Consider the following 23,324-nt stretch of genomic DNA (forward strand, 5'->3'; position numbering starts at 1 on the left):
TAGAATAAAAGCGTACGGCTATTCCGAAAGTCAGGTCAGGAATAGCCGCCGCGTGTTGCGAGATTATGCGGGAAGAATTTTTTCCAGCTGGTAGCCGTATTTGTCGCCGTCGGGTATGAACGTCAGCCGATGGGTAATGCACTGCGGCGCATCTTCGGCGTGGTGGGACACAAACAGCAGCTGCGTTTCTCCCTCGCCAATCAAAATATCGACAAAGCGGCGTATCAGCTGCCGGTTGAGCGGATCCAGCCCTTGCAGAGGCTCATCGAGGATCAGCAATGTGGGGTGCTTAACCAGCGCGCGGGCGATTAACGCCAGGCGCTGCTGCCCCCAGGACAAACTATGGAATGGCGCATCGGCGGTGGCGTTATCCATCCCTAACATATGCAGCCATTCGCGGGTCAGCTTCTGTTGACGATCTGAAACGGCCTGGTAGATCCCAATGGAGTCAAAATAGCCCGACAAAATAACGTTTCGCACGGTGGTGCTCACGCGGTAATCCAGATGCAGGCTGCTGCTGACGTACCCAATGTGCTTTTTGATATCCCAGATTGTCTCGCCGCTGCCCCGGCGGCGGCCAAACAGCGTCAGATCGTTGCTGTAGCCCTGCGGATGATCCCCTGTGATCAGGCTGAGTAGCGTTGATTTTCCTGCGCCGTTAGGGCCGACAATTTGCCAGTGCTCGCCGGGATTCACTGACCAGCTAAGTTTGTGCAGGATAGGGCGATCGTTGTATTCCACCACGCCATCGTTAAGCACAATACGAGGCTGGTTTTCCGGCAGCGTATAGCGAGCGGACGGATCGTCAGCTTCCGGGAGCGCCACGCCCGCCAGCTTCTCGCTGTGGGCCAACTGAGCGATGAGCGCCTGCTCAAGTAGCGCCTGCTTTTTACCACTTTCTGTCAGCGTGCAGTCCGCCAGCACGCCGGCAAATTGCACAAAATCCGGGATTTCATCGAATCGGTTCAGGACCAGAACCAGGGTGTAGCCCTGGGCGCTAAGCTGCTCGAGAAGGCTTGCCAACTGCTGGCGGGATTTCACGTCCAGCCCGTCGAACGGCTCATCCAGGATCAGCAGTTCTGGCTCTGACATCAACGCCTGGCAAAGCAGCGTTTTGCGCGTTTCCCCCGTCGACAGGTATTTAAAGCGGCGAGTGAGCAAATGTTCAATGCCAAACAGCGCGGCCAGTTCGCCGCAACGAGCCTCATCGACCACCTCTTCCTGTATAATTTCTGCGGTGGTGCGACCGGTGTCGTCTTCGTCGGCGCTTAGCATATCGGTGTTATTACGCTGCCATTCGTCGCTGACCAGCTTTTGCAACTGTTCAAAAGAGAGATGAGCAATGCGGGTGAAGCCGCAGTGGCGTTCGCCCTTCATGATGGGCAGGCTACCGGCCAGCGCACGGGCAAGAGCGGATTTGCCGCTGCCGTTCGCCCCAACAAAGGCCCAGCTTTCTCCGGCGCGAAGGGTAAGGTCGTTCAGGGTAAGGGTTTTTATGTCGCTAAGGTGAAACGTACCTTGCGAAATTTGCAACGCAGACATGTTTTATCCCATTTTTTGCAGCGATGAGGCTACAGAAATACGGCGTGTCTGCGCTGATGTCAATGAGAAGCGGACTTTTAGCAGAGTGTCGCGACAATCACCCTGTCTGCATTGAAATATGCTGTGACCTTAGCACCTTCTGCCAGCGCCTGTTGTTCTACGTGGATATTCGGCAGGGTGGCGCACAGCGTCTGGCCATCCGCCAACTGAACCAGCACTTCACTTTGTTCTTTGCCCTGCTCAATGCTGCTGATTTTGCCCGGCAACTGGTTATCGGCATTGCCCGCCGCATTAGCATCAGTGGTGACGTCTATCCACGGCGCTTTGATAAGCACCAATACTTCTTTGCCTTCGTCCAGCCCAAGCCGCTCTGCGCTTTGGCGGGTAATCGCCGCTTTCAGACGAGTTTCACCGTCAGCCAGCAGAATATCGACGTGCTGCTGAACCTGTTCGTCATCGCGTTTAAGTACCGTACCAAACAGCTGATTGCGGGCGCTTGTTTGCAGCGAAAAGCGGGAAATGGCGGCGAGCAGACTGTCTAAAGGCAGGGCATCATCCTGCAGAACATCAAAGGCCTTTTGTTGAATTTGCGCGAGCAGATCGTAAAGCTGAATAAGGCGCTCGCCGTATCGTGTCAGGACGGCACCGCCGCCGCCTTTGCCGCCGGTGGCGCGATCAACCAGGTTTGATTCTGCCAACTGGTTCATTTCGTTAATGGCATCCCAGGCGCTTTTGTAACTGATACCCGCCAGTTTTGCACCCTGGCTAATGGAGCCCGTGTGGCGAATTTGTTTAAGCAGCGCAATGCGTCGCGGGTCGGCGAACAGCCGTTGCTGGAGTTTCAGCGTTAATAAAATTTCAGCCTGCATAGTTTCTCCGCGCCGCAAACCGGCTCAGCGTTTCCCTTTGTAATCATGGGGAAAATTATATCAGCTCGCCGCCAGGGGACAAATCGTTCCTGATTGAGCACAGCAATTTCAGGGTTACTGTTCGATTATATCGAATTAATAACCAGTTTTTGTCTGTTTATTAGATTTTAATTTTTATTAACCCGGTCTTATTCAGAGATTAATTTCATTAAAAGAATAGTTTCATCGTGTCATTACCTTTATTATCCCTGCCGTACATTGGATGACAGCACAGACATTTGTCGGGATTGGGGGCAACTATGAGTACGTCGACAACAAAAGGAAATGAGGCAAAAGATAACCGCTTACTGAACGGTTTTCTTAACGCCATCGAAAAAGCTGGTAACCGACTGCCGGAACCCGCGCTGATTTTCTTCTATTTTTTACTGGTTGTGATGGGGCTATCCGCCGTGCTGTCACAGCTGGAGTTTGACATCGTTAATCCGGTAACGCAGCAGGCCGTGCAGGTCAATAACCTGCTTTCCGCCGAGGCGTTAACGCTTACGCTTTCTACGATGGTGACCACTTTTACCAGCTTTGCTCCTTTAGGCATTGTTCTGGTGGCGATGCTGGGCGTCGGCGTTGCCGAAAGCTCCGGCTTTATTAACGTTGCGCTGAAAAAAATGCTGCGCGTTACGCCGAAAAAACTGCTGACGCCGATGCTGATTTTTGTCGCTATGTTTAGCCACGTCGCGGCGGATGCGGGATATGTGCTGGTGATCCCTCTCGGTGCCATTATTTTTATGTCTGCCGGACGCCATCCTTTGGTGGGGATCGCGGCGGCATTTTCCGGCGTATCCGGTGGCTTTGCGGCCAATATGGTGCCAACCGGGAACGACGCGCTGCTGCAAGGTTTCACCCAGGCCGCGGCTCAACTGCTCGACTCAACGTATACCGTGAACACGCTGTGTAATCTGTTCTTCGGGATCGGCTCAACAATATTGATTACTCTCGTTGGCTGGTGGGTGACGGAGAAAATCGTCGAGCCCCGGGTCAGTAAAATGGCGGTTGATGGCGACTTTAAGCATGATGAAGATATGTCCAGCGTCACGCCAGAAGAGAGCCGGGCATTCCGTCGTGCGGGGCTGGTGATGCTCCTTAGTTTGCTGGGGCTTGCCGCTGTTGCCTGGCCTGAAAGCTCAACGCTGCGCAGCCCTGAAGGCGCGTTAACCGACTTCGGCGCGCCTATCATGAAGTCAATCGTGCCGCTTATCTTCCTTATTTTTATCCTGCCGGGCATTGTCTATGGTTTTGCGGCAGGTACCTTTAAATCGGGGAAAGACGTCATTGGGGCAATGAACGACTCAATGAGCAAAATGGGTTCTTATATGGTGATGGCGTTTTTCTGTGCGCTGTTTATCAAAGCCTTCAGCGATTCGAATATTGGTACGCTGGTGGCGCTGGCGGGGGCGGACGGCCTGAAAGCCATGGCGCTGCCGGGAGAGGCGACAATCATCGGTATGGTGCTGCTGACGGCGCTGGTTAATCTGCTGATTGGTTCGGCTTCGGCAAAATGGGCGCTGCTGTCGCCTATTATGGTACCGATGCTTATGGCCATTGGGATATCGCCAGAGCTTACGCAGGCGGCATTCCGCATCGGTGATTCTTCCACAAACATTATCACGCCGATGATGGTGTTCTTCCCGCTGATCGTGATTTACTGCCAGCGCTATGTGAAAGGCGCTGGCGTGGGCACGCTGGTGTCGATGATGATGCCTTATTCTATCGCCTTCCTGGTGAGCTGGAGCCTCTTCCTGCTGGTATGGTGGGGGCTTGAAATGCCGCTTGGTATTGCGGCACCTTATACCTGGTCAGCCGGATAAGCCGAGGCGGGCGGGCAAATGGCACAAAAGGAGAGTGCGTTTTTCTCAACTGACGCTAGAATAATCACTCTCGCTTTTGCCGGAGGCAACTATGTTCGAGTTATTGAAAAGCCTGGTGTTTGCCGTGGTCATGGTGCCGGTTGTGATGGCAGTGATCCTCGGTCTCATCTACGGATTGGGTGAAGTGTTTAACGTCTTTTCAAAAGTCGGTCATCGCGACCAACAGCCGAAACAGCATCACTGATTCCCTGAAGGCCCGGCATTTGCCGGGTTTTCTCTTTCTGCCGCCTTAGTGCCCTCTACATACGCTCTTTCCGTTGATCTCCGTCAAGAACTTTAAAGCCCTTCTTCTTTCTGCCGATAAATTCTGTATCTTCCGCATTGCAATCGTTATATTTCACGTTACATAACGAAACAAACGGAGTGAAAACATGAATCAACGTTGGGTTCGCCTCGCCCTGGGTGCGGCATTATCTGTTTCTCTGGCAGGCCAGGCACTGGCTGAAAGTAGTAAAATTACCGTCTTTGCGGCGGCGTCGTTAACCAATGCGATGCAGGATATTGCCACGCAATATCAGAAAGAGAAGAAAGTTGAGATTGCTTCTTCTTTTGCCTCTTCTTCCACGCTCGCTCGCCAGATTGAAGCGGGGGCGCCGGCAGATCTGTTTATTTCTGCCGATCAGAAATGGATGGATTATGCTGTTGAGAAAGACACCATCAAAACGGACACTCGCGAAACGCTACTGGGTAACAGCCTGGTTGTCGTCGCGCCAACCGCCAGCAAGCAGGGCGACATCACCATTGATGCGAAAACCGACTGGGCATCGCTGCTGAAAGGTGGCCGTCTGGCCGTGGGCGATCCCGATCATGTTCCTGCGGGGATTTACGCCAAAGAGGCGCTGCAAAAGCTGGGCGCATGGGACAGTTTATCCAGTAAACTTGCTCCGGCGGAAGATGTCCGTGGTGCGCTGGCGCTGGTTGAGCGCGACGAAGCGCCGCTGGGCATCGTTTACGGTTCTGACGCCGTCGCTGGAAAAGGCGTAAAAGTCGTGGGCACCTTCCCGGAAGATTCCCACAAGAAAGTGGAATACCCGATTGCGATTGTGAAAGGCCACGATAACCCGTCAGTGACCGCGTTCTATAGCTATCTGAAAGGACCGGAAGCGGCGAAAGTCTTCCAAAAATACGGATTTACGACGAAACAATGATATTGAGCGATCCCGAGTGGCAGGCGGTACTGCTAAGCCTAAAAGTCTCATCTATTGCGGTACTCTTCAGCCTTCCTGTCGGGATCTTCTTTGCCTGGGTGCTGGTTCGTTGCCGCTTCCCGGGCAAAGCCTTGCTCGATAGCCTGATTCATCTTCCCTTAGTCCTGCCGCCGGTGGTGGTGGGCTATTTGCTCTTGGTGGCTTTTGGCCGCCGCGGTTTTATTGGTGCCTGGCTGTATGACTGGTTTGGCATTACCTTCGCCTTTAGCTGGCGAGGGGCGGTGCTGGCGGCGGCGGTTATGTCTTTCCCGCTGATGGTCAGGGCAATCCGCCTTGCGCTGGAAGGGGTTGATCTCCGTCTTGAGCAGGCCGCCAGAACGCTGGGCGCAGGGCGCTGGCGTGTCTTTTGCACCATTACTTTGCCGTTAACGTTGCCGGGTATTATTGCGGGTACCGTGCTGGCCTTTGCCCGCTCGCTGGGCGAGTTTGGCGCGACAATTACTTTTGTGTCCAACATTCCCGGTGAAACCCGAACGCTGCCTTCGGCCATGTATACCCTGATTCAAACCCCCGGCGGAGAAAGCGCCGCCGCACGTTTGTGCCTGATTGCTATCGCGCTGGCGATGGCCTCGCTGCTGGTGGCCGAATGGCTGGCGAGAGTCAGCCGCAAGCGTATGGGGGCAAACTGATGCTGGAACTTAACTTCGTTCAGACGCTGGGTACGCACCGGCTGGAAATCAACGAAACCCTGCCGGGCCAGGGCATCACGGCTGTTTTTGGCGTTTCTGGGGCAGGGAAAACCTCATTAATCAATGCGATTAGCGGCCTGACTAAGCCGGAGAAGGGGCGTATCGTGCTGAACGATCGCGTTCTGAGCGATGCCGAAAAACAGCTTTATCTGCCGCCGGAAAAACGCCGGGTGGGCTATGTCTTCCAGGATGCGCGCCTGTTCCCGCACTACCGAGTTCGCGGCAATTTAAAATACGGCATGGCAAAAAGCATGGCCGGCCAGTTTGATAAGCTGGTGGCATTGCTCGGCATCGAAGAGTTGCTGGAGCGTTTTCCCTGGAGCCTTTCCGGCGGTGAAAAGCAGCGTGTTGCCATTGGACGGGCACTTCTGACCGCGCCGGAACTGCTGCTGCTGGACGAGCCGCTAGCCTCTCTGGATATTCCCCGTAAACGTGAATTGTTGCCTTATCTCCAGCGGCTCGCCCGCGAGATCAATATTCCCATGCTGTACGTGAGCCACTCGCTGGAGGAAATCTTACATCTGGCGGATAAAGTGCTGGTGCTGGATGCGGGAAATGTTAAAGCGTTTGGTAACCTTGAAGAGGTTTGGGGCAGCAGCGTGATGCATCCGTGGCTGCCTAAAGAGCAGCAAAGCAGCGTGCTGAAAGTGACCGTGCTTGAGCATCATCCTCATTACGCTATGACGGCGCTGGCGCTTGGCGATCAGCACCTGTGGGTGAACAAAATCGACAAACCGGTGCAGGCCCCACTGCGCATTCGCATCCAGGCTTCTGACGTCTCGCTGGTGCTTCAGCCGCCGGTTAACAGTAGTATTCGTAACGTGCTGCGGGCAAGGGTTGCCCAGTGCTTTGACGACGAAGGGCAGGTGGAGGTTCAGCTCGAAGTGGGCTCCCGCACGCTGTGGGCGCGCATCAGCCCCTGGGCCCGGGACGAACTGGCGGTAAAACCCGGCCAGTGGCTGTATGCGCAAGTGAAAAGCGTGTCGATCGCAACCTGATTACAGCACGTACTTATAAAGCGTTTCGGCGATTCCGGTTTCCAGATTCGTGCCGATAGTCATATCGGCGCGGGATTTAATTGCGTCGTCAGCATTGCCCATGGACACACCCATCCCGGCGCTTTCCAGCATGCTCAGATCGTTGTAGTTGTCACCGAACGCAATCACCTGATCCATGGCCAGACCCTGAGACGCTACCCACTGAGCCAGACGGGCGCCTTTACTGTTGCCTCGCTGGGCGACGTCAACCTGATCGTGCCACGACCACTCGCAGGAGAGAGCCAGTTCGCGCTCTACCTCAACGGTAAACTGCTTGAGCTTAGGAATATCTGAATCCGTCAGGGCGAATTTCCAGATAGCCTCCACATCCTGAGCCGCCTCTTTGAGTGAAGGCACGCTACGGAAAACCGGCCGCTGCTGTTCAGGTAATGATTGCGCCCAGGTCTGGGTGCGGGCGACGTGGGCTTTGACGTGTTCTGAGCTTTCGAGATAAAGCATCGCATCGTCGACGTACATCAGGCCATGTACCCGGTGAGCGGCCAGTAAATCCACCATTTGTGCGGCCTGCTCCGGGCGAAGAGGATCGGACGCCAGAACCTTTTTTGCATGATAATCATACAAATAAGTGCCATTGCAGCAAATTGCAGGTGTATCCAAAGCCAGTGCCTGATAAAAAGGATGTATGGCGACATGATGGCGACCCGTTACGATAACCACTTTCACGCCCGCTTCGCGAGCTTGCTGAAGGGCCGTAATGGACTCCGGGAGAATGGTTTTTTGCGGGGTCAGTAGGGTGCCATCGAGATCGAGAGCAATTACGCGATAACTCATTTAGGGTTCCAGTCATTATTCATAAGGTTCGTTCCGATGGTACACCGCTCACGCTATAGCGCAAAATAGCTCGCGCCGTGAGCCGGCCTTATGATGCTTACTTACGACGTCAGGAGGAAAGTAAAGTCATGAAACAGACAGTTTATACCGCCAGCCCGGAAAGCCAGCAGATCCACGTCTGGACGCTGCATGCCAGCGGTGAAATGACCCTTGTGCAGGTGGTTGATGCCCCAGGGCAAGTTCAGCCGATGGTTATCAGCCCGGATAAACGCTTCCTTTACGTTGGCGTGCGCCCCGAGTTTCGCGTAGTGGCTTACCGCATTACGCCGGATGATGGCTCTCTGACAGAAGCTGGCGTGGCACCTCTGCCGGGCAGCCCAACCCACATTTCTACCGATCGCAAAGGCCGCTTCCTGTTCAGCGCGTCATACAACGCGGCAAACGTGGCGGTGATTAGCCTTGAAAACGATGGCCTGCCGGGCGAAACCGTCGATGTGGTTGAAGGGCTGGACGGCTGCCACTCGGCGAATATTTCCCCGGATAACCGCACGCTCTGGACGCCTGCGCTGAAGCAGGATCGTATCTGCCTGTTCACGCTGTCCGATGACGGCAAGCTGGTGGCGCAAACGCCTGCTGAGGTCACGACGGTTGAGGGCGCAGGCCCGCGCCACATGGCATTTCACCCGAAACAGCAGTATGTGTATTGCGTGAACGAGCTGAACAGCACCGTTGATGTCTGGGAACTGCGCGACCCGCACGGTAAAATTGAATGCGTGCAGACGCTGGACTTTATGCCGCCTGGTTTCACCGGTACCCGCTGGGCTGCCGATATCCACATCACCCCGGACGGTCGCCATCTTTATGCCTGTGACCGCACCGCCAGCATCATTACCGTCTTCAGCGTTTCCGAAGATGGCAGCGTGCTGAATATCGAAGGCTACCAGCCTACGGAAGAGCAGCCTCGCGGCTTCAACGTTGACCACAGCGGTAAGTACCTGGTTGCCGTTGGGCAGAAATCCCATCATGCCGCCGTGTACAAAATTAACGGCGAGCAGGGGCTGCTGGAAGAAAAAGGCCGCTACGCCGTCGGGCAGGGCCCAATGTGGGTTGTGATTAACGCGCACTGATTGTCAGCCATAAAAAAACCTCGCCGCGGCGAGGTTTTTTCTTACTGAACTAAAAATTACTTCTCTTCGACGACCGGGCTGCCTACACCACGATTATTGAACTCCCACATGCGGTTGAAGCTCGGGTCATTCAGATCGCGTTTGATCGCGCCTTTATCGTCTTTGGTGCCAATGTTGCCCGCGAACGGACGCTTGGACTCCAGCGCATCGCCCCACGGTTTAGCCGTGTTGAAACCTTCGTTGATCACGCTGTCGCGGATTACAACCTGGCCATTTGCGGCCTGGCCTAAATCCCATGAGCGACCCAACTGAGCGTCACCGGCTGCGGTGAAGCGGCTGTTGATTGCCAGGAAGCCGTAGTAGATGTTTGGCAGCGTGGCTGGTGCGAACACGGAACCTTCTTTGGTGCGGCTGTTCACCAGGCGGAAATCAGTGTTATCAAACACCACGGCACCGCGGCCTGCGACCACATCCACATCACCTTCAATGTAGCTGTTGGTTACCAGCGTACGCGGCTGACGATTGGTCAACATGCGGTTCTGAACATCGCTGTTGGTGACGAAGAAGGTGTTCTGGCGGCCCAGCAGGTGAACGTTATTCAGCTGTACTTTATCGCCATCGCTGCGCAGCGCCACGGCCTGGTGATTGCCGGCGTCCACGCTGTCACCCAGGGTGTTCTGGATGGTCAGGTTCTGGAGCTGCAGGCCATTATTCTGTGACCAAACGGCAGCGGAACACATCACGCCCACGGTCGCGCCGCGGCGGCTCTGGCAGTTATCGAACATGTACCAGGCGGGTTTCCCTGGCATGTATTTCCCGCCCGGGTTAACGGTGCGACGCCAGGTTGTCGGGTCGATTTCAGAGTCCAGCGTCAGGCCGATTTTGACATCATCTGCGTTGCCGGAAGTACCGTACAGCGTCACGCTACCGGAAGCCGCAGGAATATACACCGTACCTTCATATTGACCCGGCATGATGGCGATATACAGGCGAGAGCTGCTGTGCTTGATAATAGCAGCGTCCACCGCGGCCTGGACTGACGTGTGGGTGACGCCAGGCGTACCGGCAGGGCCAACCACGAAATCAGGCTGCTGAGGCGTGCGAATCGAGGACGGCGTCCATGGGGCTTCATTTGGGTTCATCGCGGTGAAGTAGCGCGCTGCCACAAAATTCTGTGCTTCGTCAGCCGCCAGGATCGGGCGGGACTGGGTTCCCGGCGCCACCTGAGTAGACGGTTTGTCCTGGGGTGGGGTTGAGCTACATGCACTCAGCGCCACGGCGAAAGCCAGGGCTGCGGCGCGACGAGAAACCGATAATGTGTTCAAGGTTGCTCCTTGCTGTACGGTGGAATAGAGGGTTATTTCAAAACCTGCTTTTTATACTAAGTTGAGCGAAACGGGAAGCCGATTTGTGCAAATCGGCTTCAGAAAGGGGGGTGAGGGTATTTTTCGGCGATGAAAAAGCGATTTGTTATTCTTTTTCTACTTCGTACTGACCGTTTTTTTTGCGAATAACATATTTGTGGTCATCATCGCAGGAGACCGTAAGTGAACCTCCGAATGCGGCGGGGTACACGCTGTTCACGGTATCGCACTGATAACCCGCCTGGCGAATCACTGACTGTGTCTCCGCCTTTAGCTGGGGCGAGCCGGTATCGGCCAGGGCGTTGCCTGCCATCAGGCAGAAGCTGAGTACAACGGTTCTCTTCATTTCTGTCTCTCTGTGATGTGAATCTGGTGAAAGGTTAATCGGCAGCGAGACGGGAAGGGATTAATAACTTAACTGGATTTATTTGAGTAAATTCATTCCAGAAATCGATTAGCGGAAGGGCAGACCAGGCCGGCAAGCGATACCGACCCGGTTGAAACAGAAACTAGTGGAAAAACTCAGGATTTTTTACCGCCTGCGCGACGGCCACAATTAATTTATCCAGCTGTTCAGGGCCGATGATATAAGGCGGCATCAGGTAGATCAGGCGGCCAAACGGCCGGATCCACACGCCCTGTTCGACAAAGAAACGCTGCAAAGCGGCCATATCTACAGGCCGGCGTGTTTCCACCACGCCAATAGCACCCAGTACGCGCACGTCGGCTACGTTTTCGTTCGCCGTCAGCGGCAGCAAACCTTCCCGAAGCTGCTGCTCAATCGCCAGAACCTGCTGCCGCCAGTCTCCTTCCGCCAGGAGCGCCAGGCTTTCACTGGCAACCGCGCAGGCGAGCGGGTTCCCCATAAAAGTAGGGCCGTGCATAAAACAGCCGGCTTCACCCTCGCTGATGGTTTCTGCGACATGGCGGGTGGCAAGTGTTGCGGAGAGCGTCATTGTGCCGCCGGTTAGCGCTTTGCCGAGACACATGATATCCGGTGAAATATCCGCGTGGTCGCAGGCAAACAGTTTCCCGGTGCGGCCAAAACCTGTCGCGATCTCGTCGGCGATCAGCAGAATCCCCTCCCGGTCGCACATGCGGCGGAGGCGGCGCAGCCATTCAGGGTGGTAAAAACGCATGCCCCCCGCGCCCTGGACGACAGGCTCCAGAATAACGGCGGCAATCTCTTCGCGATGAGCAGCCATCAGGCGGGCAAACGGCACGATATCCATCTCGTTCCATTCATCACCAAAGCCGCACTGCGGAGCAGGGGCAAAAAGATGCTCAGGCAAATAGCCCTGCCACAGGCTGTGCATCGAGTTATCAGGATCGCAGACTGACATCGCACCAAACGTATCGCCGTGATAGCCATTGCGGAAGGTCAGAAAACGCTGGCGAGGCTGTCCCCTGGCGTGCCAGTACTGCAGCGCCATTTTCATGGCGACCTCAACGGCGACGGAACCGGAGTCCGCCAGAAACACGCATTCCAGCAGGGCAGGTGTCATCGCGACCAGATTGCGGCACAGCTCAACGGCAGGTGGGTGCGTAATACCACCGAACATCACGTGTGACATGCTATCAATCTGGCGCTTCATGGCCTGATTCAGTCGCGGGTGGTTGTAGCCATGAATAGCCGCCCACCAGGAGGACATGCCGTCGACGAGCATGCGTCCGTCAGCCAACTGCAGCTCACAGCCCGCCGCGGCCACAACGGGATAAACCGGGAGCGGCTGGCTCATCGAGGTGTACGGGTGCCAGATATGTCGCTGGTCGAACGCTAAATCATCAGGGGTCATAGGGTGACTTGTAAACCATTTGAAAAACATTTAGGTTTACGAGTATAACGTCAATCGAATTCCCATAACACCCCTTTTGGAGAGGCCCCATGGCTCACCACGCACGCTGGACAATGTCGCAGGTCACTGCTTTATTTCAAAAACCTTTGTTGGATCTGTTGTTTGAAGCGCAGCAGACGCATCGCCAGCATTTCGATCCCCGACAGGTACAGGTCAGCACCTTGCTGTCTATAAAAACCGGTGCTTGCCCGGAAGACTGTAAATATTGCCCACAAAGCGCCAGATATAAAACAGGCCTGGAGTCTGAACGCCTGATGGAAGTTGAGCAGGTGCTGGACTCCGCCCGCAAGGCTAAAAACGCAGGTTCGACACGTTTTTGTATGGGGGCCGCCTGGAAGAACCCGCATGAGCGCGATATGCCTTACCTTGAGCAGATGGTGCAGGGCGTTCGCGCTATGGGGCTGGAAACCTGTATGACGCTCGGTACGTTAACCAATGAACAGGCGCAGCGCCTGGCCTCCGCTGGGCTGGACTATTACAACCACAATCTGGACACCTCCCCGGAATTTTACGGCAACATCATCACGACCCGAACCTATCAGGAACGTCTGGACACGCTGGATAAAGTTCGTGATGCAGGGATCAAAGTTTGCTCCGGTGGGATTGTCGGCCTGGGTGAAACCGTCACCGACCGCGCCGGACTGCTGCTGCAATTAGCGAATTTGCCAACGCCACCAGAAAGCGTCCCTATCAACATGCTGGTGAAAGTGAAAGGCACGCCTCTGGCGGATAACGAAGACGTGGATGCCTTTGATTTTATTCGTACCATCGCGGTGGCCCGGATCATGATGCCAACCTCCTACGTGCGCCTTTCCGCAGGCCGCGAGCAGATGAGCGAGCAGACGCAGGCAATGTGTTTTATGGCCGGTGCAAACTCTATTTTCTACGGCTGCAAACTGCTGACGACGCCGAACCCAGAAGAGGACAAAGATCTGCAGCTGTTCCGCAAGCTGGGGCTTAATCCGCAGCAAACCACCACCGAAATGGGTGACAACGAACAGCAGGAGCAGCTCGCCGGGCAGATCCTGAACGCCGATACCGACAATTACTACAACGCGGCGGCGGTATGAGCTGGCCACAGCGAATCTCCGGGGCTTTAAGCGAACGGCGGACCAGCGCCAGCCTTCGCACCCGACAGGCCAATACGCTCGGTAACGGGCGTATTTTTTCGGCCAACGGTCGGGAATATTTGAATTTTTCCAGCAACGATTATCTGGGACTGAGTCATCACCCGCAGATTACGGAGGCCTGGCAAAAAGGCGCGACGCAGTTCGGCGTTGGCAGCGGCGGGTCTGGTCACGTCACGGGGTATAGCCGTGCACATCAGGCGTTTGAGGAACAGCTGGCGGATTGGCTCGGCTTTGAGCGAGCGCTGTTGTTTATCTCCGGCTACAGCGCAAACCAGGCGGTGATCTCCGCGCTGGCGCAAAAAACGGACACACTTATCGCCGATAAACTTTGCCATGCCTCAATGATGGAAGCGGCGATGCAAAGTCCGGCTCAGCTACGCAGATTTCATCACAACGACGTTCAGGCCCTTGCCACGCAGCTCGGTAAACCGCATGAAGGTGAACGGCTTGTCCTGACCGAAGGCATATTCAGCATGGACGGGGACAGCGCGCCGCTGGCTGAAATAGCACAGGCAACAAGACAAGCAGACGGTTGGCTAATGGTCGACGACGCGCACGGTATTGGTGTCCTCGGCAAAGAGGGGCGTGGCAGTTGCTATCGGCAAAAAATCAAACCGGATATTCTTGTCGTCACCTTTGGCAAAGCGTTTGGCGGCAGCGGTGCGGCGGTATTGTGCGACGAAGACGTTGCAACTTACCTGCTGCAGTTTGCCCGCCACTTGATATACAGCACCGCGATGCCACCGGCGCAGGCCGTGTCGCTTCAGGCCGCGTTAAAGGTGGTTCAGCATGGCGATGAGTACAGAGCAAGGCTTGCTGAAAATATTCTGCGTTTTCGGCAGGGTGCTGCCCGACTCTCGCTGAATCTGGCGGATTCAGGTAGCGCGATACAACCTCTGATTGTGGGGGAGAATCAGCGCACGCTGGATCTCGCCTCCCGCCTGAAAGAGCGGGGCTTCTGGTTAACAGCCATTCGCCCGCCTACCGTTCCCCCCGGCAGCGCCCGCCTGCGCATCACCCTTACGGCCGCGCATACTTCTGGCGACATAGACGCATTGCTGGAGGCGCTTTATGACGCAGCTTGTTGATAAAGCCGCCGTCGCGGCAGCGTTTAGCCGGGCGGCAGGCAGCTACGAGCGTTTCGCCGAGCTGCAGCGTATCTGCGGTGATAACCTGCTGGCCGAGCTGGAAAACCGCCGTGCCGTAAGCGTGCTGGATGCAGGCTGCGGTACCGGCTGGTACAGCCGAATTTGGCGGGACAAAGGAAGCGAAGTGCTGGCGCTGGACATCTCGAAAGCGATGCTTGAGCGGTGCCAGCAAACCCAGTCGGCGCATCGCTTTCTTGAGGGGGATATCGAGTCTATTCCGCTGGCGGATGACCAGGTGGATCTGGCCTGGAGTAATCTTGCCGTTCAGTGGTGCAGCGATCTGCAGCAAGGCTTATCCGAGCTTTATCGCGTGACGAAACCGGGTGGATGCATTGCGTTCAGCACGCTTGCGGCAGGTTCACTGCCTGAACTGCACGAGGCCTGGCGCGGGGTAGACGAACGGGCGCATGCCAACCAGTTTTTATCCCTGGCCGAAATTGACCAGGCGTGTCGCCCATGGCGTTACGTATTAACCAGCCGCACCGTCAGCCAGCGTTTTCCTGACGTCATGAGCGCCATGCGTTCGCTAAAAGGCGTTGGGGCAACACACCTGCACGATGGCCGCAAAAACACTCTGCTGACGCGTGGGCAACTGCAGCGGCTCAGCGAAGCGTGGCCCCGGCAAGACGGGCAGTTCTCTCTTAGCTGGCAGATAATTTTTGGAGTAATTGAACGTGATTAAAAAATGGTTTGTGACCGGCACCGACACTGAAGTTGGGAAGACCATCGCCAGCTGCGCGCTGCTTCAGGCGGCGAATACTGCGGGGTATCGCTCTGTGGGCTATAAGCCTGTGGCCTCTGGCAGTGAAATGACCCCTGAAGGCATTCGCAACAGTGATGCGTTAGCGCTGCAGCGCAATAGTTCGGTTAAATTGCCGTATGAGGAGATCAATCCGTTGGCTTTTCTTGAGCCGACCTCCCCGCACATCATTAGTGCTGAAGAGCAGCGCCCCATTACTTTTTCTGCTATGTCTGAAGGTCTAAAGAATCTTACCGGAAAAGCCGACTGGGTTCAGGTTGAAGGGGCTGGAGGCTGGTTTACCCCGCTGTCTGACACCACGACATTTGCCGAATGGGCCATCAGCGAGCAACTGCCGGTTATTTTAGTGGTGGGCGTGAAACTTGGCTGCATTAATCATGCAATGCTCACGGTACAGGCGGTGCTGGCCGCTGGTTTACCGCTGGCGGGCTGGGTAGCAAACGGTGTTCAACCCGCAGGAAAAAGGCATGCGGAATATCTTGCCACGCTCAAACAGCGGCTGCCGGCCCCGCTGTTGGGGGAAATTCCCTGGCTTAAGGGTATCAGCGATCAAACCGAGCTTGGTCACTACCTCGATCTCTCCGTTATTACGATCTAAGCCGCAAGGCGACTGCAACAAAAGCCAGGCCCGCAGCAAAGCCTCGGGCTGGCTCCCGCTTTAACCTTTTCCCCACTGACAAAGATTCATTCCAGGCTGCAACGTCTATAGAGTATTTCATACTTTGAGTTGTCATATGACAACCTTTTATGAGATGCTTTTTTAGCCGGAGGAGATATGGCCAGAAAACGGCACCCGCAAAAAGAGATAGAGGCGGCATTAAGCTACGCAGAATGCCAGGGTTGGCGGGTCAAAGAGGGCGGTTCGCATTGCTGGGGAAAAATGTATTGCCCCTGGAACGATAAAACATGCCGGTGCGGCGAGTTTTGTATCAGCTGTGTCTGGAGCACGCCTCGCAACGCAGAGAACCATGCCAGACAAATTCGCAGGCTTGTGGATGGATGCGCCAATAGGGCATCACGTAGCGTCCTGCATTAACAAGGAGAAGGCTCCATGGCGGAATACACGTTCACGCTTGTTTTTACTCTACCAGAAGGGAAAAAAGATCCGGAGAAGTGGATTGCTGCGCTGGGCGCAGGAGGGTGTGATGATGCCCTCGTTGGCATCGGTGTGACGGGGCGTATTGCTCTGAATTTCATCCGCGAGGCCGACACAGCAGAAGAAGCCTTACTGAGCGCGCTGAAGGACGTTTCAGGCATTATTCAAGGCGCGTTATTGGTTGAAGCTGCCCCTGATTTAGTGGGATTGAGTGACGTAGCGGAACTGCTAGGCGTGTCCCGGCAGTATATTCGCAAAGTTATGGTTTCCCGGGAGGCGTTTCCAGCGCCGGTACATGACGGGAAAACTGCACTATGGAATCTCGACGCGGTTTTACGCTGGATGAACAGCTCTGGCGTGAAGTCCATACCTTCGCCTTTGCTGGATATCGCGAAAGTGACGCGGCAGTGCAACCTGCATCGGGCGATGACGGAGCTCAACCCGGTTTTTCAGGAAAAATTGAAAAATTTGTAGTAGGGACTGCGTTCAGGGATCTAACCAGCCCGCCACGAGCTTGTCGTCCAGCTGGGAGACATTCCCTTGCGCGACATTTCGGCCTTTATGCAACAGGCAAAACTTGTCTGCAACCCGGCGTATAAAAGTCAGCCGCTGTTCGACCAGTAAAATGGTCAGGCCGAAGTCGCGGTTTAAGCGCCGGATGAGGTTGCCCATTTCTGTGATAAAGCGGTGCCCTCCGCCGAGAGTGGGTTCATCCAGTATCAGCAATCTGGGCTCTAAAACCAGTGCCCGGGCAAGCGCTAACTGTTGCTGCATATCCCCGCTAAGTTCGCCGCTTTTTACCTGCCGAAGGCTATAGAGCTCGGGAAAAAGGTCATCAATCAGCGCAGGAATGACCCGGGGTCGATGATGTCCCGCCATCATCGCTATCTGAAGATTTTCCTCAACGCTAAGCTGGGAGAAGATGCGCCTGTCCTGGGGAACGTAGCCGATTCCAAGCGCAGTTCTGCGCTCCACGGGTTTATTCACCAGGTCTTCAGGCGGCTGTCCCGCCTGTTGCCACAGCATACTGCCGCTTTGTACTGGCAAATAGCCGGTAATGCAGTTTACGAGCGTGGTTTTGCCCTGCCCTGGCGCGCCAAGCACGCAGGTGCATTCTCCCGGGGTCAGCTCGAGGTCGAGGTTCCACAGTATGTGGTGGTCACCGTAAAACTGATTAACAGCACGTAAGCTAAGCATGGCTCATCTCCTGGGTTGGGGAGTCGTTTCCCTCCTGGATATGCTGCAATTAGCTTGCCAGCTTGGTGATAATGCCTGAAAGCATCACGCTATTCAGGATAAAACTGAGTATCGGTTTCCTGAAAGGATAAAGCCGATGCGCAAGATGAGATCTCGCTGCACTCGACGGGTGCTAAAAAGTACGAATTTGGTGCAATAAAATGCCTTTTAACCTCAGGATATATCTCGATTTCGGGATCTTGCTCAATATGGCCGGGTATAGCGAAATCGAATGAATAAAAGCAAAAAAATTAGCGAAATTTTTTTTTCGCCCCTGGCACAGGAAGATCAGGGATTTTTCCGAGTGGCTAAGCAAAAGGGCTTGCTGCAGTTATCCACCATTCCTGTGGATAACCTTGTGCATTAGAGTTAGAAAACTTGACGAAAGCGAGAGCGGGCGCGGCCTGCGGCCAAATTGGCGCGAAACCGGTCTTTGTGAAATATTCATTTGAATTCAAGTTGTTAAATAAAAGCAACAGTTGCAATAAAACTGTCAAACATTCGGCCCGAGGTATCCTTACCTCCCTTGACAAATGTTAAAAGGCGAAAAAATTTGGGGATAACCGGTCGTGGCTGGAGATTTATCTGGTGAAGGGGCAAATTCTGGGCAAACAAAGTGGCAAAAAGCAGTCGTTAGCAGGCGTAGTAAAAATGAGAACTGGTGTTTTATACAGTTTTTATACTGGCAAAAATCCTGCTGCCGGGTAAAATTACTCTCCGGCCCGCTCGTTTCTTCATCAGGTAGCCCGTTCATGAGTAAAGCGTTCAAACTGAATTCCGCATTTAAACCTTCTGGCGACCAGCCTGAAGCAATCCTTCGCCTGAAAGACGGGCTTGAAAACGGGCTGGCGCACCAGACGCTGCTGGGCGTAACGGGATCGGGTAAAACCTTCACGGTAGCAAACGTGATAGCCGACCTTCAGCGCCCCACGATGGTACTGGCGCCAAATAAAACGCTGGCGGCGCAGCTTTACGGTGAAATGAAAGAGTTCTTCCCGGACAACGCCGTTGAGTTTTTTGTCTCTTACTACGATTACTATCAGCCTGAAGCTTATGTGCCAAGCTCGGACACCTTCATTGAAAAAGATGCGTCGGTGAACGAACACATTGAGCAGATGCGTCTGTCGGCGACCAAAGCGTTGCTTGAGCGGCGGGACGTCATCGTGGTGGCATCCGTGTCGGCGATCTACGGTCTGGGTGACCCGGACCTGTACCTGAAGATGATGCTTCACCTGACGAAGGGTATGATCATCGATCAGCGGGCGATCCTGCGCCGTCTTACGGAGTTACAATACACCCGCAACGATCAGGCATTCCAGCGCGGTACGTTCCGCGTAAGAGGGGAGGTGGTCGATATCTTCCCGGCTGAATCAGACGATCTTGCGCTGCGTGTAGAGTTGTTCGACGAAGAGGTTGAGAGGCTGTCGCTGTTCGATCCACTGACCGGGCAAATCGATCAAACTATTCAGCGTTTTACTATTTACCCTAAATCGCACTACGTTACGCCGCGCGAGCGTATTGTGCAGGCGATGGAAGATATCAAAGTTGAGCTGGCCGAGCGCCGCAAGTTCCTGCTGGAAAATAATAAACTGCTGGAAGAGCAGCGTATTGCCCAGCGTACCCAGTTTGATCTCGAGATGATGAACGAGCTGGGTTATTGTTCGGGCATTGAAAACTACTCGCGCTTCCTCTCCGGGCGAGGGCCTGGCGAACCGCCCCCAACGCTTTTTGACTATCTTCCGGCAGATGGCCTGCTGGTGGTGGATGAATCCCACGTCACCATTCCGCAAATTGGCGGCATGTATCGCGGCGACCGCGCCCGTAAAGAAACGCTGGTGGAATATGGCTTCCGCCTGCCGTCGGCGCTGGACAACCGACCGTTAAAATTTGAAGAGTTTGAAGCGCTGGCCCCGCAGACCATCTACGTTTCAGCGACGCCGGGCAACTATGAGCTGGAAAAATCTGGCGAGGACATCGTTGACCAGGTTGTTCGTCCTACGGGGCTGCTCGATCCGGTGATTGAAGTGCGTCCGGTGGCAACGCAGGTAGACGATTTGCTTTCTGAAATTCGTAAACGTGTGGCCATCAATGAACGCGTGCTGGTGACGACATTAACCAAGCGGATGGCGGAAGACCTGACCGAATATTTAGAGGAGCATGGTGAACGCGTACGCTACCTACACTCGGATATCGACACCGTGGAACGCATGGAGATTATCCGTGATTTGCGCCTCGGTGAATTTGACGTTCTGGTGGGGATCAACCTGCTGCGAGAAGGTCTTGATATGCCGGAAGTGTCGCTGGTTGCCATTCTGGATGCGGACAAAGAAGGTTTTCTGCGTTCCGAGCGCTCGCTTATTCAGACCATCGGCCGTGCGGCGCGTAACGTTAACGGTAAGGCGATTCTCTACGGCGATAAAATCACGCCGTCAATGGCCAAAGCGATTGGTGAAACCGAACGCCGCCGTGAGAAGCAGCAGCGCTACAACGAAGAAAATGGCATTACGCCGCAGGGCCTGAACAAACGAGTCGTGGACGTTCTGCAGCTTGGCGAAGGCATGGCGAAGACCAAAGGGCGGGTTAAAACCAAAGCACGCAGCGTGATTGAAGATGATGAAGTTGTGCTGACGCCGAAAGCGCTGCAGCAGAAAATTCATCAGCTTGAAGCGAATATGCTGGAACACGCGCAAAATCTGGAGTTTGAAGAAGCGGCGCAGATTCGCGACCAGCTTCACAAGCTGCGCGAACTCTTTATCGCCGCCTCATAAGCGGCGAGGTTTACCCGAGCTGCTGCACGGCCTGTTCGAGGGCTGCCCGCAGCAGCTGGCGGTCGTGGCGATACCGAATGTCACTGGCTTCCAGCGGCTGTTGAATAACCAACCTGTCGCCCACTTCGCTGGCCTCAACGTGTGGGCCAACCAGCACGGCATCGATAACGCGTTTTCCGATATGCTGTTCCATCAATTCAAGCTTTTGGCGCAGGGAAAGGCTGGCTGCGGCAGGGCTTAGCTCTTTGCCCAGGTTGCCGATATACACCATCGGCGCTGGCGTGCGGCGCAGCGCCTGATCCATCTCTTCAAGCAGCAAAATCGGCATCAGGCTGGTGTAAAAGCTGCCGGGGCCAATCAAAATTAAATCGGCTTCAGCGATGGCTTCTAAGGCTTCACGCGTGGCCGGGACTTTCGGGTAGACCGCCAGATCCTGCGGTGGATTGAGCAACTGGTCGATACTCACTTCGCCATACACGGCGTTGCCCTGGTCGTCGGTAGCCATTAAATCGATCGGATGCTCCGACATCGGAATCAGCTGCGCATCGACCTTTAGCAGGTTGCGAATTAAATTGATTGCCTCCAGCGGGCGCACGCTGAGGTGATCCAGCGCCTTTAACATTAGATTTCCGAGGTTATGGCCTGAAAGTTCGCCGTTACCGCCAAAACGATACTCAAACATTGTTGATGCCACGCTTGGTTCAGTGATCAGCTGATTCAGGCAGTTGCGCATATCTCCCCAGGCAATCCCGCCCTCAGAGCGTCGAATACGTCCGGTTGAGCCGCCGTTGTCGGTGGTGGTGACGATGCCGGTTAAACGTGAGCCGAGGGATGAAAGGGATGACATGACGCGACCCAGGCCGTGCCCACCGCCCAGCGCGACAACCCGATCAAGATCTGCAAGCGTGCGATTACGCATAGAAAAGATAATCCTTAAGAGGCATACAGGCGCTTAAGGTAGCGTAAAAGCGCCAAAAAGACGATTCTTGCTCTGTGGATAATGATACATATCAAAGTAAAAGTTAGCTTTTTAAGTACTCTGTAGCGAAATTAAGCAATTATCTCGTTATGTATAGATTTATATAGCGAAAACTGATATAGCGCGAAGCCAGATGTCGCGCTACTATCGCAGTAACACACACTCAAGCCATGGTACCTAAGTCACAAGATAAGGTGCCCTGGCCGCAGCCCCTGAGGTTGCCAGGGTGCAGGAAGAAATGACTGCATCTCCCGTATTTGGAAAGGTGTATTCAGTGTCCCAGCTTACCGATGCTTTTGCGCGTAAGTTCTATTACTTGCGCTTATCAATTACCGACGTCTGCAACTTTCGCTGCAGCTATTGCCTGCCCGACGGCTATAAGCCGCACGGCGTGGCCAATAAAAGCTTCCTCAACGTCGATGAAATCCGTCGCGTTACCCGGGCTTTTGCTGCTCTGGGTACCGAAAAGGTGCGCCTGACGGGCGGGGAACCTTCTTTGCGCCGCGACTTTACCGAAATCATCGCCGCGGTGCGTGAAAACACGTCTATTCGCCAGCTTGCGGTGACGACCAACGGCTATCGCCTGGCCCGGGATGTTAACGCCTGGCGTGATGCGGGGCTGACTGCCCTGAACGTTAGCGTCGACAGCCTGGACGCTCGTCAGTTTCATGCCATTACCGGCCAGGATAAATTTCGGCAGGTGATGGATGGCATTGACGCGGCTTTCAACGCGGGGTTTGAGCGAGTAAAAGTGAACACCGTGCTGATGCGCGACGTAAACCACAATCAGCTCGAGACCTTCCTTGCCTGGATCAAACCCCGCCCCATCCAGCTCCGCTTTATTGAGCTGATGGAAACCGGCGACGGCGGCTCGCTTTTCCGCAAACACCATATTTCCGGTAAAACCATTCGCGACCAGCTGCTTGAGCGAGGCTGGGTTCACCAATTGCGTCAGCGCAGCGATGGCCCTGCCCAGGTGTTCTACCATCCCGACTACAAAGGCGAAATCGGGCTCATCATGCCGTATGAGAAAGATTTCTGTGCCAGCTGCAACCGGCTGCGAGTTTCGTCCGTCGGTAACCTGCACCTCTGCCTGTTTGGCGAGCAGGGAATTGCGCTGCGGGATCTGTTGGCGGATGACGCCCAGCAAAGCGAACTGGAGGGACGTATCTCTTCCGCGCTGGCGCAGAAAAAGCAAACCCATTTCCTGCATGACGGTAACACCGGCATCACCCAAAATCTGTCGTATATCGGCGGCTAGAGCCTGCCCACAAGGAGAATATCGATGAGTCAGGTAAGCGCAGAGTTTATCCCGGCACGTATTGCTATTTTGACGGTGTCCAGCCGTCGTGGTGAAGATGACGACACTTCGGGTCATTATCTGAGTGAAGTCGCCACGGAAGCGGGGCATCAGGTGGTAGACAAAGCTATCGTCAAAGAAAACCGTTATGCCATCAGGGCCGCAGTTTCGCAGTGGATTGCCGATGAGCAGGTTCAGCTGGTGTTGATCAACGGCGGCACCGGGTTTACCGACGGAGACCAGACGCCGGAGGCGCTTCTCCCGCTGTTTGACCGGGAAGTTGAAGGTTTCGGCGAGCTGTTTCGTATGCTCTCCTTTGAAGAGATTGGCACCTCTACGCTGCAGTCACGCGCCGTTGCGGGCATGGCGAACAAAACGCTGATTTTCGCCATGCCGGGCTCAACGAAGGCCTGCCGAACCGCCTGGGAAAATATCATTCAGCCTCAACTGGATGCCCGTCAGCGCCCGTGCAATTTCCACCCACATATTAAGAAGTAAGTT

Annotated in this window: 23 protein-coding genes and 1 riboswitch; of the genes, 15 read left to right on the top strand and 8 right to left on the bottom strand. The window is 54.9% G+C overall.

Annotated elements, in window-relative coordinates; genetic code table 11:
* Positions 1-63: 63 nt before the first annotated feature.
* The gene (gene modF / locus AAIE02_RS02265) at positions 64-1,542 is read right to left on the bottom strand and encodes a molybdate ABC transporter ATP-binding protein ModF (protein ID WP_008456204.1); all 1,479 of its coding nucleotides are present in this window, start codon (positions 1,540-1,542) and stop codon (positions 64-66) included.
* 77 nt (positions 1,543-1,619) lie between these two features.
* The gene (gene modE, locus AAIE02_RS02270; protein ID WP_166995320.1) at positions 1,620-2,411 is read right to left on the bottom strand and encodes a molybdenum-dependent transcriptional regulator; all 792 of its coding nucleotides are present in this window, start codon (positions 2,409-2,411) and stop codon (positions 1,620-1,622) included.
* Positions 2,412-2,710: 299 nt separating this feature from the next.
* Here modE and AAIE02_RS02275 point away from each other — a divergent pair, with 299 nt between their 5' ends.
* The 5 genes from AAIE02_RS02275 (at position 2,711) to modC (ending at position 7,228) form a co-directional block, all read left to right on the top strand.
* Positions 2,711-4,273, top strand: coding sequence for an AbgT family transporter (locus AAIE02_RS02275; RefSeq protein WP_498531895.1), 1,563 nt, complete (start codon positions 2,711-2,713; stop codon positions 4,271-4,273).
* 91 nt (positions 4,274-4,364) lie between these two features.
* Positions 4,365-4,517, top strand: coding sequence for an AcrZ family multidrug efflux pump-associated protein (locus AAIE02_RS02280; RefSeq protein ID WP_008456213.1), 153 nt, complete (start codon positions 4,365-4,367; stop codon positions 4,515-4,517).
* Positions 4,518-4,704: 187 nt separating this feature from the next.
* Positions 4,705-5,481 carry a molybdate ABC transporter substrate-binding protein gene (modA, locus tag AAIE02_RS02285; RefSeq protein ID WP_166995326.1) on the top strand — a complete coding sequence of 259 codons (777 nt, stop codon included), beginning with the start codon at positions 4,705-4,707 and terminating at the stop codon, positions 5,479-5,481.
* The gene (gene modB / locus AAIE02_RS02290) at positions 5,478-6,170 is read left to right on the top strand and encodes a molybdate ABC transporter permease subunit (protein ID WP_008456216.1); all 693 of its coding nucleotides are present in this window, start codon (positions 5,478-5,480) and stop codon (positions 6,168-6,170) included. Before modA ends, modB begins: the two co-directional genes overlap by 4 nt.
* The gene (gene modC / locus AAIE02_RS02295) at positions 6,170-7,228 is read left to right on the top strand and encodes a molybdenum ABC transporter ATP-binding protein ModC (protein ID WP_336709390.1); all 1,059 of its coding nucleotides are present in this window, start codon (positions 6,170-6,172) and stop codon (positions 7,226-7,228) included. Before modB ends, modC begins: the two co-directional genes overlap by 1 nt.
* Here modC and AAIE02_RS02300 read toward each other — a convergent pair whose 3' ends face one another.
* On the bottom strand, positions 7,229-8,059 hold the full coding sequence (locus tag AAIE02_RS02300) for a pyridoxal phosphatase (RefSeq protein ID WP_498531896.1): 831 nt from the start codon (positions 8,057-8,059) through the stop codon (positions 7,229-7,231).
* A gap of 128 nt (positions 8,060-8,187) precedes the next feature.
* Here AAIE02_RS02300 and pgl point away from each other — a divergent pair, with 128 nt between their 5' ends.
* Entirely contained in the window at positions 8,188-9,186 is a 999-nt protein-coding gene (pgl, locus tag AAIE02_RS02305) for a 6-phosphogluconolactonase (protein WP_498531897.1), read from the top strand.
* A gap of 56 nt (positions 9,187-9,242) precedes the next feature.
* On the opposite strand, the gene AAIE02_RS02310 is transcribed toward pgl, so the two are convergent.
* The 3 genes from AAIE02_RS02310 to bioA all read right to left on the bottom strand — a co-directional run bounded on the left by AAIE02_RS02310 (position 9,243) and on the right by bioA (position 12,346).
* Positions 9,243-10,511 (bottom strand): putative acyl-CoA thioester hydrolase, encoded by a 1,269-nt coding sequence (locus AAIE02_RS02310; RefSeq protein ID WP_008456229.1) that lies wholly within the window; start codon positions 10,509-10,511, stop codon positions 9,243-9,245.
* Between the two features lie 145 nt (positions 10,512-10,656).
* Positions 10,657-10,896: a hypothetical protein gene (locus AAIE02_RS02315; protein WP_498531898.1), complete on the bottom strand. Its 240-nt coding sequence runs from the start codon at positions 10,894-10,896 to the stop codon at positions 10,657-10,659.
* A gap of 163 nt (positions 10,897-11,059) precedes the next feature.
* Entirely contained in the window at positions 11,060-12,346 is a 1,287-nt protein-coding gene (bioA, locus tag AAIE02_RS02320; RefSeq protein ID WP_498531899.1) for an adenosylmethionine--8-amino-7-oxononanoate transaminase, read from the bottom strand.
* Positions 12,347-12,435: 89 nt separating this feature from the next.
* Between bioA and bioB the strand changes: the two genes are divergently transcribed.
* From bioB to AAIE02_RS02350, 6 genes are all read left to right on the top strand, one after another.
* The gene (gene bioB, locus AAIE02_RS02325) at positions 12,436-13,476 is read left to right on the top strand and encodes a biotin synthase BioB (RefSeq protein WP_008456235.1); all 1,041 of its coding nucleotides are present in this window, start codon (positions 12,436-12,438) and stop codon (positions 13,474-13,476) included.
* Positions 13,473-14,624, top strand: coding sequence for an 8-amino-7-oxononanoate synthase (bioF, locus tag AAIE02_RS02330; RefSeq protein WP_498531900.1), 1,152 nt, complete (start codon positions 13,473-13,475; stop codon positions 14,622-14,624). The genes bioB and bioF overlap by 4 nt, the downstream gene beginning before the upstream one ends.
* Positions 14,608-15,366, top strand: coding sequence for a malonyl-ACP O-methyltransferase BioC (gene bioC / locus AAIE02_RS02335; RefSeq protein WP_166875736.1), 759 nt, complete (start codon positions 14,608-14,610; stop codon positions 15,364-15,366). Before bioF ends, bioC begins: the two co-directional genes overlap by 17 nt.
* On the top strand, positions 15,359-16,042 hold the full coding sequence (gene bioD / locus AAIE02_RS02340; protein WP_008456251.1) for a dethiobiotin synthase: 684 nt from the start codon (positions 15,359-15,361) through the stop codon (positions 16,040-16,042). Before bioC ends, bioD begins: the two co-directional genes overlap by 8 nt.
* Positions 16,043-16,219: 177 nt before the next feature.
* Positions 16,220-16,480, top strand: coding sequence for a hypothetical protein (locus AAIE02_RS02345; RefSeq protein WP_071530474.1), 261 nt, complete (start codon positions 16,220-16,222; stop codon positions 16,478-16,480).
* A gap of 15 nt (positions 16,481-16,495) precedes the next feature.
* Entirely contained in the window at positions 16,496-17,014 is a 519-nt protein-coding gene (locus tag AAIE02_RS02350) for a helix-turn-helix domain-containing protein (RefSeq protein WP_166995342.1), read from the top strand.
* A 12-nt stretch (positions 17,015-17,026) separates the two neighbouring features.
* On the opposite strand, the gene AAIE02_RS02355 is transcribed toward AAIE02_RS02350, so the two are convergent.
* Entirely contained in the window at positions 17,027-17,737 is a 711-nt protein-coding gene (locus AAIE02_RS02355; protein WP_166995344.1) for an ABC transporter ATP-binding protein, read from the bottom strand.
* 791 nt (positions 17,738-18,528) lie between these two features.
* Here AAIE02_RS02355 and uvrB point away from each other — a divergent pair.
* Positions 18,529-20,544, top strand: a complete 2,016-nt coding sequence (gene uvrB / locus AAIE02_RS02360) for an excinuclease ABC subunit UvrB (RefSeq protein WP_166995346.1) — start codon at positions 18,529-18,531, stop codon at positions 20,542-20,544.
* Between the two features lie 10 nt (positions 20,545-20,554).
* Here the strand turns inward: uvrB and yvcK are convergent, their stop codons facing one another.
* Positions 20,555-21,463 (bottom strand): uridine diphosphate-N-acetylglucosamine-binding protein YvcK, encoded by a 909-nt coding sequence (gene yvcK / locus AAIE02_RS02365; RefSeq protein ID WP_498531901.1) that lies wholly within the window; start codon positions 21,461-21,463, stop codon positions 20,555-20,557.
* Positions 21,464-21,671: 208 nt separating this feature from the next.
* Positions 21,672-21,806, top strand: a riboswitch (molybdenum cofactor riboswitch).
* Here yvcK and moaA point away from each other — a divergent pair.
* Together moaA and moaB are read left to right on the top strand one after the other, a co-directional pair.
* Positions 21,762-22,784, top strand: coding sequence for a GTP 3',8-cyclase MoaA (gene moaA / locus AAIE02_RS02370; protein WP_498531902.1), 1,023 nt, complete (start codon positions 21,762-21,764; stop codon positions 22,782-22,784). Its footprint overlaps the riboswitch before it by 45 nt.
* A 24-nt stretch (positions 22,785-22,808) precedes the next feature.
* Positions 22,809-23,321, top strand: a complete 513-nt coding sequence (moaB, locus tag AAIE02_RS02375) for a molybdenum cofactor biosynthesis protein B (RefSeq protein WP_498531903.1) — start codon at positions 22,809-22,811, stop codon at positions 23,319-23,321.
* Positions 23,322-23,324 lie beyond the last annotated feature (3 nt).

Source organism: Cedecea sp. Ae19-4, from assembly GCF_059801165.1.

What these genes read in the sequence shown, in the direction of transcription:
- uvrB (WP_166995346.1), top strand. Translation starts at nt 18,529, where the DNA reads ATGAGTAAAGCGTTCAAACTGAATTCCGCATTTAAACCTTCTGGCGAC.
- moaA (WP_498531902.1), top strand. Translation starts at nt 21,762, where the DNA reads ATGACTGCATCTCCCGTATTTGGAAAGGTGTATTCAGTGTCCCAGCTT.
- modE (WP_166995320.1), bottom strand. Translation starts at nt 2,411, where the DNA reads ATGCAGGCTGAAATTTTATTAACGCTGAAACTCCAGCAACGGCTGTTC.
- AAIE02_RS02280 (WP_008456213.1), top strand. Translation starts at nt 4,365, where the DNA reads ATGTTCGAGTTATTGAAAAGCCTGGTGTTTGCCGTGGTCATGGTGCCG.
- bioB (WP_008456235.1), top strand. Translation starts at nt 12,436, where the DNA reads ATGGCTCACCACGCACGCTGGACAATGTCGCAGGTCACTGCTTTATTT.
- bioC (WP_166875736.1), top strand. Translation starts at nt 14,608, where the DNA reads ATGACGCAGCTTGTTGATAAAGCCGCCGTCGCGGCAGCGTTTAGCCGG.
- moaB (WP_498531903.1), top strand. Translation starts at nt 22,809, where the DNA reads ATGAGTCAGGTAAGCGCAGAGTTTATCCCGGCACGTATTGCTATTTTG.
- AAIE02_RS02350 (WP_166995342.1), top strand. Translation starts at nt 16,496, where the DNA reads ATGGCGGAATACACGTTCACGCTTGTTTTTACTCTACCAGAAGGGAAA.
- AAIE02_RS02275 (WP_498531895.1), top strand. Translation starts at nt 2,711, where the DNA reads ATGAGTACGTCGACAACAAAAGGAAATGAGGCAAAAGATAACCGCTTA.
- bioA (WP_498531899.1), bottom strand. Translation starts at nt 12,346, where the DNA reads ATGACCCCTGATGATTTAGCGTTCGACCAGCGACATATCTGGCACCCG.
- yvcK (WP_498531901.1), bottom strand. Translation starts at nt 21,463, where the DNA reads ATGCGTAATCGCACGCTTGCAGATCTTGATCGGGTTGTCGCGCTGGGC.
- modC (WP_336709390.1), top strand. Translation starts at nt 6,170, where the DNA reads ATGCTGGAACTTAACTTCGTTCAGACGCTGGGTACGCACCGGCTGGAA.
- AAIE02_RS02300 (WP_498531896.1), bottom strand. Translation starts at nt 8,059, where the DNA reads ATGAGTTATCGCGTAATTGCTCTCGATCTCGATGGCACCCTACTGACC.
- bioF (WP_498531900.1), top strand. Translation starts at nt 13,473, where the DNA reads ATGAGCTGGCCACAGCGAATCTCCGGGGCTTTAAGCGAACGGCGGACC.
- modF (WP_008456204.1), bottom strand. Translation starts at nt 1,542, where the DNA reads ATGTCTGCGTTGCAAATTTCGCAAGGTACGTTTCACCTTAGCGACATA.
- AAIE02_RS02345 (WP_071530474.1), top strand. Translation starts at nt 16,220, where the DNA reads ATGGCCAGAAAACGGCACCCGCAAAAAGAGATAGAGGCGGCATTAAGC.
- pgl (WP_498531897.1), top strand. Translation starts at nt 8,188, where the DNA reads ATGAAACAGACAGTTTATACCGCCAGCCCGGAAAGCCAGCAGATCCAC.
- AAIE02_RS02315 (WP_498531898.1), bottom strand. Translation starts at nt 10,896, where the DNA reads ATGAAGAGAACCGTTGTACTCAGCTTCTGCCTGATGGCAGGCAACGCC.
- modB (WP_008456216.1), top strand. Translation starts at nt 5,478, where the DNA reads ATGATATTGAGCGATCCCGAGTGGCAGGCGGTACTGCTAAGCCTAAAA.
- AAIE02_RS02355 (WP_166995344.1), bottom strand. Translation starts at nt 17,737, where the DNA reads ATGCTTAGCTTACGTGCTGTTAATCAGTTTTACGGTGACCACCACATA.
- modA (WP_166995326.1), top strand. Translation starts at nt 4,705, where the DNA reads ATGAATCAACGTTGGGTTCGCCTCGCCCTGGGTGCGGCATTATCTGTT.